General features: G+C 60.9%; 16 protein-coding genes. All 16 read right to left on the reverse strand.

Annotation, left to right across the window (positions count from 1 at the left end):
- Positions 1 to 287: 287 nt before the first annotated feature.
- The 16 genes from QSK43_RS26445 to urtA all read right to left on the reverse strand — a co-directional run bounded on the left by QSK43_RS26445 (position 288) and on the right by urtA (position 14,116).
- Positions 288 to 824 carry a peroxiredoxin gene (locus tag QSK43_RS26445; RefSeq protein ID WP_045023530.1) on the reverse strand — a complete coding sequence of 179 codons (537 nt, stop codon included), beginning with the start codon at positions 822 to 824 and terminating at the stop codon, positions 288 to 290.
- Positions 825 to 992: 168 nt separating this feature from the next.
- A complete protein-coding gene (locus QSK43_RS26450) occupies positions 993 to 1,664 on the reverse strand; it encodes a TIGR02117 family protein (RefSeq protein ID WP_332305948.1) in 672 nt (223 codons plus the stop codon).
- 9 nt (positions 1,665 to 1,673) lie between these two features.
- Positions 1,674 to 3,383 (reverse strand): urease subunit alpha, encoded by a 1,710-nt coding sequence (ureC, locus tag QSK43_RS26455; RefSeq protein WP_332305949.1) that lies wholly within the window; start codon positions 3,381 to 3,383, stop codon positions 1,674 to 1,676.
- 4 nt (positions 3,384 to 3,387) lie between these two features.
- Positions 3,388 to 4,032 carry a Urease operon accessory protein gene (locus QSK43_RS26460; RefSeq protein WP_332305950.1) on the reverse strand — a complete coding sequence of 215 codons (645 nt, stop codon included), beginning with the start codon at positions 4,030 to 4,032 and terminating at the stop codon, positions 3,388 to 3,390.
- A gap of 5 nt (positions 4,033 to 4,037) precedes the next feature.
- Positions 4,038 to 4,451 (reverse strand): lysozyme inhibitor LprI family protein, encoded by a 414-nt coding sequence (locus tag QSK43_RS26465; RefSeq protein WP_332305951.1) that lies wholly within the window; start codon positions 4,449 to 4,451, stop codon positions 4,038 to 4,040.
- 3 nt (positions 4,452 to 4,454) lie between these two features.
- Entirely contained in the window at positions 4,455 to 4,811 is a 357-nt protein-coding gene (locus QSK43_RS26470) for a GFA family protein (protein ID WP_332305952.1), read from the reverse strand.
- A gap of 1 nt (position 4,812) precedes the next feature.
- Positions 4,813 to 5,118 carry an urease subunit beta gene (locus QSK43_RS26475; protein WP_045023523.1) on the reverse strand — a complete coding sequence of 102 codons (306 nt, stop codon included), beginning with the start codon at positions 5,116 to 5,118 and terminating at the stop codon, positions 4,813 to 4,815.
- Positions 5,119 to 5,138: 20 nt separating this feature from the next.
- The gene (locus QSK43_RS26480; RefSeq protein ID WP_332305953.1) at positions 5,139 to 5,393 is read right to left on the reverse strand and encodes a DUF1272 domain-containing protein; all 255 of its coding nucleotides are present in this window, start codon (positions 5,391 to 5,393) and stop codon (positions 5,139 to 5,141) included.
- Between the two features lie 10 nt (positions 5,394 to 5,403).
- On the reverse strand, positions 5,404 to 5,706 hold the full coding sequence (locus QSK43_RS26485; RefSeq protein WP_045023521.1) for an urease subunit gamma: 303 nt from the start codon (positions 5,704 to 5,706) through the stop codon (positions 5,404 to 5,406).
- A 109-nt stretch (positions 5,707 to 5,815) separates the two neighbouring features.
- Positions 5,816 to 6,667 carry an urease accessory protein UreD gene (locus QSK43_RS26490; RefSeq protein ID WP_332305954.1) on the reverse strand — a complete coding sequence of 284 codons (852 nt, stop codon included), beginning with the start codon at positions 6,665 to 6,667 and terminating at the stop codon, positions 5,816 to 5,818.
- Entirely contained in the window at positions 6,574 to 7,827 is a 1,254-nt protein-coding gene (locus tag QSK43_RS26495; protein WP_332305955.1) for an alpha/beta hydrolase family esterase, read from the reverse strand. The genes QSK43_RS26490 and QSK43_RS26495 overlap by 94 nt, the downstream gene beginning before the upstream one ends.
- A 252-nt stretch (positions 7,828 to 8,079) precedes the next feature.
- The gene (urtE, locus tag QSK43_RS26500; protein ID WP_332305956.1) at positions 8,080 to 8,775 is read right to left on the reverse strand and encodes an urea ABC transporter ATP-binding subunit UrtE; all 696 of its coding nucleotides are present in this window, start codon (positions 8,773 to 8,775) and stop codon (positions 8,080 to 8,082) included.
- A 211-nt stretch (positions 8,776 to 8,986) separates the two neighbouring features.
- Positions 8,987 to 9,748, reverse strand: coding sequence for an urea ABC transporter ATP-binding protein UrtD (urtD, locus tag QSK43_RS26505; RefSeq protein WP_332305957.1), 762 nt, complete (start codon positions 9,746 to 9,748; stop codon positions 8,987 to 8,989).
- Positions 9,749 to 9,755: 7 nt separating this feature from the next.
- Positions 9,756 to 10,934, reverse strand: coding sequence for an urea ABC transporter permease subunit UrtC (gene urtC, locus QSK43_RS26510; protein WP_332305958.1), 1,179 nt, complete (start codon positions 10,932 to 10,934; stop codon positions 9,756 to 9,758).
- The gene (gene urtB, locus QSK43_RS26515; RefSeq protein ID WP_332305959.1) at positions 10,931 to 12,544 is read right to left on the reverse strand and encodes an urea ABC transporter permease subunit UrtB; all 1,614 of its coding nucleotides are present in this window, start codon (positions 12,542 to 12,544) and stop codon (positions 10,931 to 10,933) included. Before urtB ends, urtC begins: the two co-directional genes overlap by 4 nt.
- 282 nt (positions 12,545 to 12,826) lie before the next feature.
- Positions 12,827 to 14,116, reverse strand: coding sequence for an urea ABC transporter substrate-binding protein (gene urtA, locus QSK43_RS26520; RefSeq protein ID WP_045023516.1), 1,290 nt, complete (start codon positions 14,114 to 14,116; stop codon positions 12,827 to 12,829).
- Between the last annotated feature and the right edge of the window lie 294 nt (positions 14,117 to 14,410).

Here is a 14,410-nt window from a genome sequence, read left to right on the forward strand (position 1 = left end):
TGTTGACGGATAGGCGGCCCGATTTCAAGGCGTGATTTCAAGACGAATGGGATACGCCACGGAACATGAAAAAACCGAAAGGGTGCCGGGCGGGATGCGCCCTGTTTACGAGCGTCCCTTCGAACGCGACGTCATCCTCGGGCTTGTCCCGAGGATCTATCACCGTTCAATGAAATCAATCGGTTGCAGATGCTCGGGACAGGCCCGAGCATGACGGAGGAGAGGTTTTCAGTCCTCACCAACCAAGACGGACCCGGCATCATCGCCGGGTCTTCGCAAATCCGCAATCAGGCCGCAGCGCGGCTCTTGAGGTGTTCCAGAATGTTCTGCGGCGAGGAAACGCCGTAAGGGTCGGTATCGCTATTGTCGCAATAGCCCTCTTCCTCGAACCACTGCTCCACCAGACCGTCGTTGATGACAGCGGCGTAACGCCAGGAGCGCATGCCGAAACCGAGATTGTCCTTGGCGACCAGCATGCCCATCTTGCGGGTGAACTCGCCCGAACCGTCAGGAATGACCTTGACGTTTTCGAGATTCTGGCCCTTTGCCCAGGCATTCATCACGAAGGCATCGTTGACCGACAGGCAATAGATTTCATCGACGCCGAGCGCGCGGAATTCGCCCGCAAGCTTTTCGAAATCGGGAAGCTGGAAGGTCGAGCAGGTCGGCGTGAAAGCGCCGGGCAGCGAGAAGAGAACGACTCGTCTGCCCTTGAAATAATCGTCGGAGGTCATGTCCTGCCAACGGAAGGGGTTCGGGCCGCCAACGGCCTCATCACGAACACGGGTGCGAAATGTAACGGCGGGCACTTTTTTGCCGAGCATGTCTTGTCTCCTGATCTGTCGTCAATTTTCCAGCGTTTCGCACGGATTGCTTGGGATCGCTCCGCACGGAATTCTTTTGGCGCTTCCATAGCGCAAGATGCGTTGCGGTGCAGCATAAAAATGGGATTGCCGGAGGTCAAATGAGCGAAACGTCGCATCGGCAAAAGATCAATTATGCAGATCGACGGACCATCGCAGCAGTGGCGGCAATGGTGTCCACCAGCCGGTGCGAATGCCGGCCTCGCGCAGCATGGCGGCCGACCATGTGTTGCAGCCGGCGAGCGCATTGAACCAACTATTCGCCTCGAAAAACGCATCCGTCAGGCTGTAGGAAACGCCCTGCATCAGCTGGACCTTGCCGTTCTCCCGCAGGAAGCTCGCGCGAATGCCGGCCATAAGGCGCTGATAACCGGCTTCCGAAATGCGAAGGCGTTTTGCCCCGGCAAGGTCGGCGGGAAAGCCGGCCGTCACGTCCACATGTATCACCGACCGGTCCAGCGTTAGCGAGCGCAGGACAGGCATGGGTTTCAGGTCGGCCCAGGTGGGCGTCTCAGTATAAAAGGACCGGCCACCCCAGCCGAACACCAGATAGGCAGCGGCGGGATGGTTGACCGCGATACCGCCCTCCTGCAATTCGGAAAAGGTCTGCCGCAGACCGTCATCGACCGGCAGGGCGATATCGGTGTGGATCGGGTTGGATAACAGCAGGATTTCGCGATCCCCCGCGCCTCCACTTGCATCGTCAGAGAAAAAGGGACGCGGCACGACGGTGCCGAGCACCAGAAGCAGGACGATCAGCAGCAGGCCACCGCCGATCCACCTTGTGATAAATCTCAACACGAAACGCCGTTAAAACAGGAAATAACGCTGCGCCATCGGCAATACCGTCGCCGGTTCGCAGGTCAGAAGCTCGCCATCGGCGCGCACCTCGTAGGTTTCCGGATCGACCTCAATATGCGGAGTGAGCGAATTGTGGATCATCGACGCCTTGGAAATGCCGCCGCGCACGTTCTTCACCGCCAAAAGCTTCTTGGCAACGCCGAGACGCCCTGCAAGGCCGGCATCCAGCGACGCCTGACTGACGAACGTAACGGAGGAATTGGTGCGCAGCTTGCCATGGGCGGCAAACATCGGCCGGTAGTGCATCGGCTGCGGAGTCGGAATGGACGCATTCGGATCGCCCATCGGCGCCGCCGCGATGGAGCCGCCGAGCAGCACCATTTCGGGCTTCACGCCGAAAAAGGCCGGGTTCCACAGCACCAGATCGGCGCGCTTGCCGACTTCGATCGAGCCGATCTCGTGGCTGACGCCCTGGGCGATGGCAGGGTTGATGGTATATTTGGCGATGTAACGGCGGACGCGGAAATTGTCGTTTTCGCCGGTCTCTTCCTTCAGGCGACCGCGCTGGCGCTTCATCTTGTCGGCCGTCTGCCAGGTGCGGATCGCCACTTCGCCGACACGGCCCATGGCCTGACTGTCGGAGGAAATGATCGAAAACGCGCCGATATCGTGGAGAATATCCTCCGCTGCGATGGTTTCCTTGCGGATGCGGCTTTCGGCAAAGGCGATGTCTTCGGGAATGGACGACGACAGATGGTGGCACACCATCAGCATATCCAGATGTTCGGCCAGCGTATTGATGGTGTAAGGCCGCGTCGGGTTGGTGGAAGACGGAATGACGTTCGGATTGCCGCAGACCTTGATGATATCAGGCGCATGGCCGCCGCCCGCCCCTTCGGTATGGAAGGCATGGATGGTGCGGCCCTTGATGGCGGCAATCGTGTCTTCCACGAAGCCGCTCTCGTTCAGCGTATCGGTGTGGATCATCACCTGCACGTCATATTCGTCGGCCACCGTCAGGCAATTGTCGATAGCGGCGGGTGTCGTGCCCCAGTCCTCATGCAATTTCAGCGAGGAGGCGCCGGCAAGGATCATCTCTTCCAGAGGTGCTGGCAGCGAGGCATTGCCCTTGCCGGCCAGCGCCAGATTCATCGGAAATCCATCGAAACTCTCGATCATCCGCTCAATGTGCCAGGCACCGGTGCAGGTGGTGGCGAGCGTGCCATGCGCCGGGCCGGAACCGCCGCCCAGCATGCAGGTGACGCCGCTCATCAGCGCTTCCTCGATCTGCTGCGGGCAGATGAAGTGAATATGCGCATCCATGCCGCCGGCCGTCAGGATCTTGCCTTCGCCGGCGATTGCCTCCGTCGAGGGGCCGACGATGATCGTCACGCCCGGCTGCGTATCGGGGTTGCCCGCCTTGCCGATGGCGTGGATGCGCCCGTTCTTCAGGCCGACATCCGCCTTGTAGATACCGCTGTGGTCGACGATCACCACATTGGTGATGACGGTATCGACAGCGCCCTCGGCACGTGTCGCCTGGCTCTGGCCCATGCCGTCGCGAATGACCTTGCCACCACCGAATTTCACCTCCTCGCCATAGGTCGTGTAGTCCTTCTCGATCTCGATGAAGAGTTCGGTATCGGCAAGGCGCACCTTGTCGCCAACGGTCGGGCCGAACATGCCGGCATAGGCGGCGCGGGAAATCTTGTAAGGCATGGGTTCAGGCTCCTTCGGACGCGGAGAAAATCGATGTGGGAGAAATTCGTGTCAGTCTGCCCTCGTGTGTGAGGGCCTCGACCAGTTGTTTTTCGGCGGCAAACGGATGGCCGTTCCAGCCGTAATGACCAAAACCGGTAATCGCCACCTCGTCATCATCGCCGCTCAGGCTTTCGAGAACATGGGCAATCGCCAAAAGTCCGGTGCTCGGGCAGACGTAAGGGGCCGGCGCATAGGCCTGCAACGCGCGGTCCAGCCGCTCATGCACGCCGCGCGGAATGACGATGTGGCTCTTGCCGGTTTCCTCGGCGATCGCGGCGAAACGGGGCGTATAATCGGCGCAGAAATCGGTCAGTTCGGGCCAGTGCGCGCGAATATCCGGCTCCATTTCGGCAAACTTCGCCGGGTCGCGAACCGACCAGATGGCGGAAGCCTGCCGCACCCCGTCACTCTCACGCCATTCGGTCCCTTCGCTCATCTCGCGGCCGGGCCGCCCGGTATTGCAGACGGCCACCACATCCGTGCGGCTGCCGCCAACGCCCAGCGAACGGCAATCGTTGAAGCGGATGACGACGTCGGAAAGGTCGATAAGATCCGCCACGCCCTGCGGCAGTTCCCCGTTTCCGACAATCGTGATCCGTCGCCCCATGCCGGTCAGAAACCTTCCGAAAGCTGGCGCAATTCGTCGGCGCGTTTACTGCTCATATCGGCAAGGCAGGAGGAAACCAGCATCGGCTCCATCGTGCCGCCGCGCGCCTGAAAGCCGAAGGCATCGCAATTGGCATCACGAAACGCCACCCAAGCACGCTGGGCGGCAATCAATGCGTCGGTTGCGCCCTTGTCGCTCTCCTCCGCGCTTCTGTCACGCTCGGCAAGCTGCTTGCGAACCTTCTGGTACTCGGCGTTCAGTTGCCTGTCGGCCTTTTCGTAATCCTCGCCGGCGCACTCGGTCATATCGGTCTGGGTTTGCGGCGATGTGCAATCGGGCGCATCGTCGGCAAGCGCTGGGCCAACGGCCAGAAACAGCAGCGCCGCTGCGGCATGGAGTTTTTGCACAGTCACAGCCATCGCTCAGGCAGCCGCGCCATCGAAAGCCTGCGGCTTCAGCGCACGCGGATCGACACCATCGAGACAATTGGCATTCACCGCCACCATCGGCGTTCCGTCCGGCCCATCGGCATAGGCAAAACTTTCAATGCCGCAGGTGGAGCAGAAGAGATGACGGATGTGGTGTTTGTTGAACAGATATTCCGTCAACTTGTCCTCGCCGGAAAGCAGGGTGAACTTGTCACGCGGCGCAAAGGCAAGCGTCGAGCCGAGGCGCTTGCAGCGCGAGCAATTGCAGACGATCGTCTGGTCGAGATCGGCATCGACCTCGAAGCTGACGTCGCCGCACTGGCAGCTTCCATGATAATGCGCCGTGGCCATGTCAGAGCTTCCCCATGATCTGTTGACGAAAACCGTAAACCTCGCGCTTGCCGGCAAGCGGCACCAGCGTCACTTCCCGCTTCTGGCCGGGCTCGAAACGAACCGCAGTTCCCGCCGGAATATCGAGACGCATGCCGCGAACCTTGTCGCGGTCGAAGACCAGACCCGCATTGGTCTCGAAGAAATGGTAGTGGCTGCCCACCTGAACCGGCCGGTCGCCGGTATTGGCCACCTCGATCGTCACCGTAGGCTGGCCGGCGTTGAGTTCGATGGTGCCTTCTGCGGCAATGATTTCGCCTGGTTTCATGGTGCTCCCCTTTATCTCTCTCAAGCGGCCGTGACTGCCGTGCAGCCTTCGGCCTTCAGGACCCGCTTCGTCGATGCCGGATTGTTGACAAGCTTGGCCAAGGGGCGGATGGGCCTGCGAACCAGCTCGCCGCCGCAATTCGGGCAGGCGCCGTGAAGCACATCCGTCGCACAATCGGCGCAGAAGGTGCATTCGAACGAGCAGATCATCGCCTCGCTCGCGGGCGGCAAATCCCGGTCGCAGCATTCGCAATTGGGCCGAAGTTCCAGCGCCATATCTGCCCCCTTACCGTATCGGTTCGTGAACGGTCACAAGCTTGGTGCCATCGGGAAACGTCGCTTCCACCTGCACATCATGGATCATCTCGGCGATGCCTTCCATCACCTGATCGCGGGAAATGACATGCGCGCCGGCTTCCATCAGGTCGGCCACGGCACGGCCGTCACGCGCACCCTCGACCACGAAATCGCTAATCAGCGCAATCGCTTCGGGATAGTTCAGCTTCACGCCACGCTCCAGCCGGCGGCGCGCCACCATGGCGGCCATGGAAATCAGCAGCTTGTCTTTTTCTCTCGGAGTAAGGTTCATCGTCGTCCCGCAGCTTTCGCATCAGCCCCTTTCACCGGTAACGTTCCGGGGCAAAATCCGACTTGTTTGACAGACCCCGGACGTTGCCGATAACGGGCAATCCGGAGTTTTACAGATTCCAGACTTTCGGCACTGGCGCACCGTTTCGCAAGAGCGAAATGATCGGAAAAAGTATTTTTCTGAGGGAGAAACCGTCAGTGGCGGAAACGCGCACGACAAGCTTGCCCTGCCATTCGCTGGCGCCGCCACTTTCCCCGGCAATAGCCCGGATTTTAGGCAAAAGCGCCTCGGCCAGAGGCCCGATATAGAGAAGCGTGGCGAAGGCCACCTGGCCGGCAAGCACCGCAGGTTTCGCGGTCAGCTGTGCCACTTCGCCCGCAAGCAGCAGCTCTTCGGCATGCACCAGACGGCCGCCATGGCGAATGCGCCAGCGATCCCGGAACAGGCCATGCTCCATGGCCTCGCCCATGGCCTGACGCCCGAGCAGCACAGCTTCGACGGCGATGAATTCGGAAGATGCGTCGAGATCGGCTTCCAGCCTGCGGGTCAGCGATGCGCGATCGAAAAGAATGGTTTCCTGCGGCAGCCAGTGCAATCTCGCACCCGGCCCGGCGGTAGCGCGGGCGGTGACGGTGGCGGTTCCGGAGGATGCCTTGTAGACCTTCTCGCAGGCTTGCGTCGTTACCACCAGCGATGTGCCGGCACCGGCCACCGCCTGCCACTCGATTTCGTCTCCGCCGGTCAAACCGCCGGAGGAATTGATGAGAATAGCCTCGATCTCATTGGAAAACGTATCCGGCAGGCGGATCTTGGCGCAACCTTCCTGAAACAACTGGTCCAGCCGGCTGCGCCCTTCGACTGCCTTGGTTACAATGCGTCCTCTGCCACGGGCGCGTTGCTGCCGGACAGGTTCAGCGTCTTGGATACCGGAAGGGCGGATGACTTGCTGTTCTGGCTGCACGCGGTCTCCGAAGCGGTTGCGGAAGCGGACCCGGCCTTGGCGCCGCAATCCTTTTTGACAACGGCGTCCACCACCAGCTGTCCTTCCGTGTTGCGGAAGAAGTCCCACATTCTTTCCGCCGCATCAACCGTGCGCGTCACTTCGCCTGTGGGCATCTTGCGCTCCACGGCGGGTTCCGCCTTCGGCGTCTGCTCGCCACCCGGCTTGCGGGTGAGGACGGCGCTGGCGGCCAGCACTTCCGCCTTCATGGTGGCGCGCGGCCAGGCGTGGTCCCAATTTTCGATAACATAGGATTGGATGCGCGCGCCGCCCTTGCAGACATCGTAGGAATTGAGGGTGAAACTCTCGCCTGCCCTACTTTTTGCGCCGCCCTTGCAGCCGTCAATTTCGGCCCAGCGCTTCAGCGCCGTCTCGCCGCCATATTGCCAATAGGACTTGCCGCCGCCCTGATAGGGATTGGCGGGATCCTTCAACCCGGCAAAGGCGATGATCGACATCGGCCGCGCCGGCTTGCAGCTTGCCGCATCCGGTCCCCATTTGCCCTCGGTCTCCAGCGGATAACCGGCACGCAGCGACGCGACGAAACCGGCGGCGGTAAAGTCCGCACTGCCGTTACAGATGAATTGCGACAGCATGCGCCCGCCGCCGGAATAACCGGAACCGTAAAAACGCTCCTCGTCGACGCAGAACTTGCCCTTCACCATGTCGATCGTATCGCGAATGAAACTCACCTCGTCCAGCCCACCGGGGCGCGTGGTGACGCCCGGAACATTCCAGGCATGGGTACCGGGCATTTCGCCATTGAGGCTGCCGGCCAACGCCACCACCATCAAGCCGTCGCGCTCGGCAAGCTTGTCCCAGCCGCTGCGGTTCAGCTGGCCGTGCGGATTGCTGTTGGAGCCGTGGAAATCGAACACCACCGGCAACGGCTTTTTTCCGTCATAGGCAGAGGGAACGAAATAGACGCCGTCGCGTTTTTGACCACTGGAGAGAATGGAAAAATCATGCCTGCCCGGCGCCATGCCGGGTCCGGAAACCTGACCGCAGGTCGATGCCGACGCTGCGGCGCCAACGCTCGCGCATATCGCAAGGCCCAGAACGAGGGTGCGGACGGAGCGGAACAGCCGGACGGCCCGGCCAGGGGCAAAGTCTTGATGCATTGACACGCCTTTTTGGCACTATTTCTCCGACGATACGTCGGACGTGCATGGAATGTAAGGGATCAACTGTCGCGGCGTGCGAATAGACTTTTCCTGTGTCTCGCATGCAGCATTTCCGCTGCCAATATCACAGGCTTTTATTCAATGAAATGTTAAATCAAGCATGAAAGCCATGCAGAGGCGCATAGGCTTTCAAAATATTAATCGGCCGTTTGCACGCCGTGATCGGCGCGCGCCGGTTTTAGTCTCGAATTATACTGTCAGATGGCGCCGCGCCTCGGGCCTATCCAGTGTTTCGGCAAGCCCCTCATGCACGATCTCGCCCCGGTCCATGATGTAGACATAGTCGGCAAGCTCGCGGCAGAAATCCAGATATTGCTCGACGAGCAGGATCGCCATGCCGGTCGAATCCCTGAGATATTTGATCGCCCGGCCGATATCCTTGATGATCGACGGCTGGATGCCTTCGGTCGGCTCGTCGAGGACCAGAATTTTCGGCCGCGTCACCAGCGCCCGGCCGATTGCCAGCTGCTGCTGCTGCCCGCCGGAGAGATCGCCGCCGCGCCTGCCCAGCATGGTTTGCAGCACCGGAAACAGGCTGAAAATATCGTCGGGAATGAAACGCTCCTTGCGCGACAACGGCGCATAACCGCTTTCGAGGTTCTCCTGCACGCTGAGCAGCGGAAAGATTTCCCGCCCCTGCGGCACGTAACCGACGCCACGCTTGGCCCGATGATAGGGCGCCAGCCCATCCAGCGCCGCCCCTTCGAAGCTGATCGACCCGCCACTGATGGCATGCTGGCCGGTAACGGCGCGCAGCAGCGAGCTTTTGCCCACACCATTGCGACCGAGAACACAGGTGATCTTGCCCATCTCGGCCGTGAGCGACACACCGCGCAGGGCTTGTGCCGCGCCGTAATGGAGGTTGATGTTTTCGACGTTCAGCATGGTGAAACTCCATTGGCGCATTGGTGGGAGGCGCTACCCCCCTCTGCCCTGCCGGGCATCTCCCCCACAAGGGGGGAGATCGGCAAGCGGCCGACACCCTGCCCCATAACACCTTGGTGATGGAGCGAGCGGGTGCGGCATCTGATCTCCCCCCTTGTGGGGGAGATGCCCGGCAGGGCAGAGGGGGGTATGGCCAACGCAGACACTTCCATCACCGCCCCAGATAATTCTCGATCACCTTCGGATCGCTGGACACGAAATCGATCGACCCTTCGGCAAGCACCGAGCCTTCGGCCAGACACGTCACCTTCACGCCCAGTTCGCGGATGAAGCCCATGTCGTGCTCCACCACCACGACCGAGCGGGTCTTGGCGATTTCTTTCAGAAGCACGGCGGTCTCGGCTGTCTCCGCATCCGTCATGCCGGCGACAGGCTCGTCCACCAGCAGCAACTTCGGCTCCTGCGCGAGTAGCATGCCGATTTCCAGCCATTGTTTCTGACCGTGAGAAAGGTTGGCGGCAAGATCGCTGCGGCGGTGGCTGAGGCGCACGGTGGCGAGGATTTCGTCGATGCGCGCCTTGTCCTCTTCCGTCAGCCGGTAGAACAGCGTGGCGAAAACACCGCGCTTGCGGTTCAGCGCCAGCTCCAGATTGTCCCAGACGGTGTGGCTTTCAAACACCGTCGGCTTCTGGAACTTCCGGCCGATGCCGAGCTGGGCGATATCCGCCTCGTCCTTTTTCGTGAGATCGACGCTGTCTTCGAACAGCACCGTGCCGCTATCCGGCCTCGTCTTGCCGGTGATGATGTCCATCATCGTCGTTTTGCCCGCACCATTCGGCCCGATGATGGCGCGAAGCTCGCCCGGTTCCACCACGAAAGAGAGGGAATTGAGCGCCCTGAACCCATCGAAGGAAACGGAAACACCGTCGAGATAAAGCAGGCTTTTGGTTCTGTTTTCGGAAATCGTGTTCATAACCGTCTCACTCCGCCGCCTGTTGGGACACTGTCGCGGCACCGTCATTGCCCGGCTGCGCGGCCTTGCTCGCCGCCCGCGCGATACGTTTTTCGCGACGTCCGGCCAGAAAATGCTGCACGGTGCCGACGATGCCCTTCGGGAAGAACAGCGTCACCGCGATGAACAGGCCACCCAGAGCAAACAGCCAGAATTCGGGGAAAGCACCGGTGAAATAGCTCTTGCCGCCATTGACCAGAATAGCGCCGATGATCGGCCCGATCAGCGTGCCGCGCCCACCCACCGCCGTCCACACCACCACTTCGATGGAGTTGGCGGGGGAAAATTCGCCCGGATTGATGATACCCACCTGCGGCACGAACAGCGCGCCGGCAATGCCCGCCATCATGGCCGAGACGACGAAGGTGAAGAGCTTGATGTTTTCCACCCGGAAACCGAGGAAGCGCACCCGGCTTTCAGCGTCACGCACGCCCACCAGCACCTTGCCGAATTTGGAATTGACGATGCCGGACGCGATCAGCAGCGAGATCGCCAGCATCACCGCCGTCATGGCAAACAGCACGGCACGGGTGCCGTCGGCCTGCACGGAAAAGCCTAGGATATCCTTGAAATCGGTGAGGCCGTTATTGCCGCCGAAGCCCATGTCATTGCGGAAGAAGGCAAGCAGCAGGGCGTAGGTCATGGCCTGGGTGATGATCGAGAGATAGACGCCGTTGACCCGCGAGCGGAAGGCAAACCATCCGAACACGAAGGCGAGAAGACCCGGCACCACCAGCACCATCAGCGCCGCAAACCAGAACATGTCGAAGCCGTGCCAGAACCACGGCAGTTCCTTCCAGTTGAGGAACACCATGAAATCCGGCAGCACGGGATGGCCGTAGACGCCGCGCGTGCCGATCTGCCGCATCAGATACATGCCCATGGCATAACCGCCGAGCGCGAAGAAGGCGGCATGGCCAAGCGAGAGGATGCCGCAATAACCCCAGACCAGATCGAGCGCCAGCGCCAGCAGCGCATAGGCCAGATATTTGCCCAGCATCGACATGATGTAGGTGGGGATACGGAATGCGCTGTCAGCCGGCAGCAGCAGGTTGGAGGCGGGCACCAGCACGGCAATGGCCAGGATGATGCCGATGGCGATGGAAATGCGGCGATCGAGCGCGCGCAGGAGGAAGCCGGTAATCATGCTTCGATCGCCCTTCCCTTGAGTGCGAAGAGACCACGCGGCCGCTTCTGGATGAACAGGATGATGAGGACGAGCACGAGGATCTTGCCGAGCACGGCGCCCACCGTCGGCTCAAGGAACTTGTTGAGCACGCCGAGAGACAGCGCGCCGACCAGCGTTCCCCAGAGATTGCCGACACCGCCGAACACCACCACCATGAAACTGTCGATGATGTAGCTCTGGCCGAGATTGGGCGAGACATTGTCGATCTGCGAAAGCGCCACGCCCGCAAGACCGGCAACGCCGGAACCGAGCGCGAAGGTGAAGGCATCCACCCAAGGTGTGCGAATGCCCATGGAGGAGGCCATGCGGCGGTTCTGGGTCACGGCGCGCATCTGCAGGCCGAAGGAGGAGCGCTTCAGGAGCACCAGCAGCGCGAAGAACACCGACAGCGAGAAGCAGACGATCCACACCCGGTTCCAGGTGAAATTGAGGTAACCGACGCTGAAGGAACCCGACATCCAGCCGGGGCTGCCGACTTCCCGGTTGGTCGGGCCGAAGATGGAGCGCACGCCCTGTTGCAGCATCAGCGAGATGCCCCAGGTGGCCAGCAGCGTCTCCAGCGGTCGCCCGTAAAGGAAGCGGATGACGCCGCGTTCCATGACGAGGCCGACAAAGGCCGTCACCAGAAAGGCGACGGGCAAAGCGATGGCCAGCGACCAGTCGAACAGGCCGGGAAAATGGGTTCGGATGATCTCCTGCACCATGAAGGTGGAGTAAGCGCCGATCATCACCATCTCGCCATGCGCCATATTGATGATGCCCATCACGCCGAAGGTGATGGCAAGGCCGATGGCGGCGAGCAGAAGCACGGAACCGAGCGACAGGCCGTACCAGATGTTCTGCGCGTAATCCCAGAAGGCAAGTGAGCTTTGAATGCCTGATATCGCACTGTCGATATCGGGTTTCAGGCTTGGATCGACGGAAGCGGACGCCGCCATGAGAATGCTGATCGCGTCGCGCCCGCCCAGCTTCTTGATGGTCGCGATCGCGTCTTTCTTCTGTTCGAGCGGGCGGTCGGAGGAGAGCAGCGAAACGGCCCGCGCCTCCTCCATCCGGGTCCGCACCTCATTGTCGGTTTCCTTGGCGATGGCCGTTTCCAGCAATTCGAGATTTTCCGCGCTCGGCGCTTTGAGAACGGCATCGGCCGCCGAAAACCGCACGGATTTTTCCGGGCTGAGCAGGGTCAAACCGCCCATTGCGGCGCGAATGACGCGGCGAAGGTTATTATTGACCCTGATCTTGGTAACCGTAGCCTTCGGCGCTTCGCCTGCACTTTCGCCCGACAGCGGATCGATCAGCGTGAAGTTGGACCCGTCGGGCCGCGTCATGAAAACCAGATTGTCGGTCTTGCGCACGTAAAGATCACCCGAAGCGAAAGCCTCGAGCGCCGGCACGACCCGCGCATCGCCGGTGGCGGCGATCTCGCCGATCAACGTTTCGGCCTGCTTGAAATCCGCGGTGCCGAGCGCATCGATCAGCGCCTTCGGATCGCTTTGCGCCACGGATTGGGCCGCGATCCCAAGGGTGAGCCAGAAAAAAACAGCTCCGAGAAAAGATCGGATCGTCATGTCGGTTCCTTAGAGCGTTTCCGGTAAAAGCGCCGTCTGTGGGTGCCGCCACCCCCCTCTGTCCTGCCGGACATCTCCCCCACAAGGAGGGAGATCGGTAAGACGCGCCTGCATTGCTCAATCTCGAACGACGAGAAGGGCGAAACCTTGCCGCAAATCGATCTCCCCACCTGTGGGGGAGATGCCCGGCAGGGCAGAGGGGGGCGTTCTGGCTCAGTTTTCAACTATCGGAGAACAAATTGCCCGCCCCCCAAACAAGGGGGCGGCAACCGTCCCCGTTTATCAGCTACCCTTGCCGCCGCACTTGCCCGTGGCGACATTGAAGTTGCCGCAGGACATCGGCTTGCGCCAATCCGAGATCAGGTCCTTCGAATCCGGCAGGTAGTCGGACCATTCGTCGCCCACGACCTGCGGGGTCTGCTGCACGATTTCGAACTGGCCGTCGGCCTGGATTTCGCCGATCAGCACCGGCTTGGTGATGTGGTGGTTAGGCATGACGGTGGAATAACCGCCCGAAAGGTTTGGCACCGAAACGCCGATGATGCTGTCGAGAACCGCGTCCGTATCGGTCGTGCCGGCGGATTCCACGGCCTTTACCCAGGCGCTGAAGCCGATATAGGCGGCTTCCATCGGGTCGTTCGTCACGCGCTTGTCGTTCTTGGTAAACGCATGCCAGGTCTTGATGAACTCGGCGTTGACCTCGGTATCGACGGACTGGAAGTAGTTCCAGGCGGCAAGGTGGCCGACCAGCGGCGTCGTATCGAGACCGGCCAGCTCTTCTTCGCCGACCGAGAAGGCGACGACCGGAATATCCTCGGCCTTGATGCCCTGGTTCGCCAGTTCCTTGTAGAACGGCACGTTGGCATCGCCGTTGATGGTGGAAACCACGGCGGTCTTCTTGCCGGCCGAGCCGAACTTCTTGATGTCGGACACGATCGTCTGCCAGTCGGACTGGCCGAACGGCGTGTAGTTGATCATGATGTCCTCTTCCTTGACGCCCTTGGACATCAGGTAGGCCTTCAGGATCTTATTTGTGGTCTGCGGATAGACATAGTCCGTGCCGGCCAGAACCCAGCGCTCGACGCCTTCGGTGCTGGCGAGATAATCGACGGCCGGAATGGCCTGCTGGTTCGGCGCAGCACCGGTATAGAAGATGTTGCGGGAGGATTCCTCACCCTCATACTGCACGGGGTAGAACAGGAGGGAATTCAGCTCTTCGAAAACCGGCAGTACGGATTTGCGCGACGAAGACGTCCAGCAGCCGAAAACGGCGGCGACCTTGTCCTGCGAAATCAGCTGGCGGGCCTTTTCGGCAAATAGCGGCCAGTCCGAAGCCGGATCGACCACGACGGCTTCCAGTTTCTTGCCGAGAACGCCGCCCTTCTTGTTCTGCTCATCGATGAGCATCAGCATGGCGTCCTTCAGCGTCGTCTCTGAAATCGCCATGGTGCCGGAAAGAGAATGCAGCACGCCCACCTTGATCGTATCGTCGGCGGCGAATGCGCCGTGGAAGGCGGTGGTGGACATGATCGCGCCAAGCAGCGCGGCGCTAAGCGTCTTGCGGAATATCATCGGAAGAACCCCTCTCCTTGTTTAGCCCTCGTCGGGCCTCAGCGGCATCGTTGACCGCTGCTGGAAGGGACTATCGATCTCATGGGCGAGAAACCGTATACGTCAATTGACGTAGGCGGGGTGGCGAAAGGTGCAGAAGGGGAGATTTGGGGGAGCGAAAGAATGAAAACAGATTCTCGCACCAATCAACGCTTGCCCGTGGAGCAAGGGATGGCCGCTTGTTTCTTCTCCCCGCCGGGGCGTGTTGCAAAACACCTTGTTTCGGCCGTCTGACAGGGGGGAAGGCCGTGTTTT

Source organism: Rhizobium sp. GR12 (genome assembly GCF_036596185.1).
In the GTDB taxonomy this organism is placed as follows: Bacteria; Pseudomonadota; Alphaproteobacteria; order Rhizobiales; family Rhizobiaceae; genus Agrobacterium; species Agrobacterium nepotum.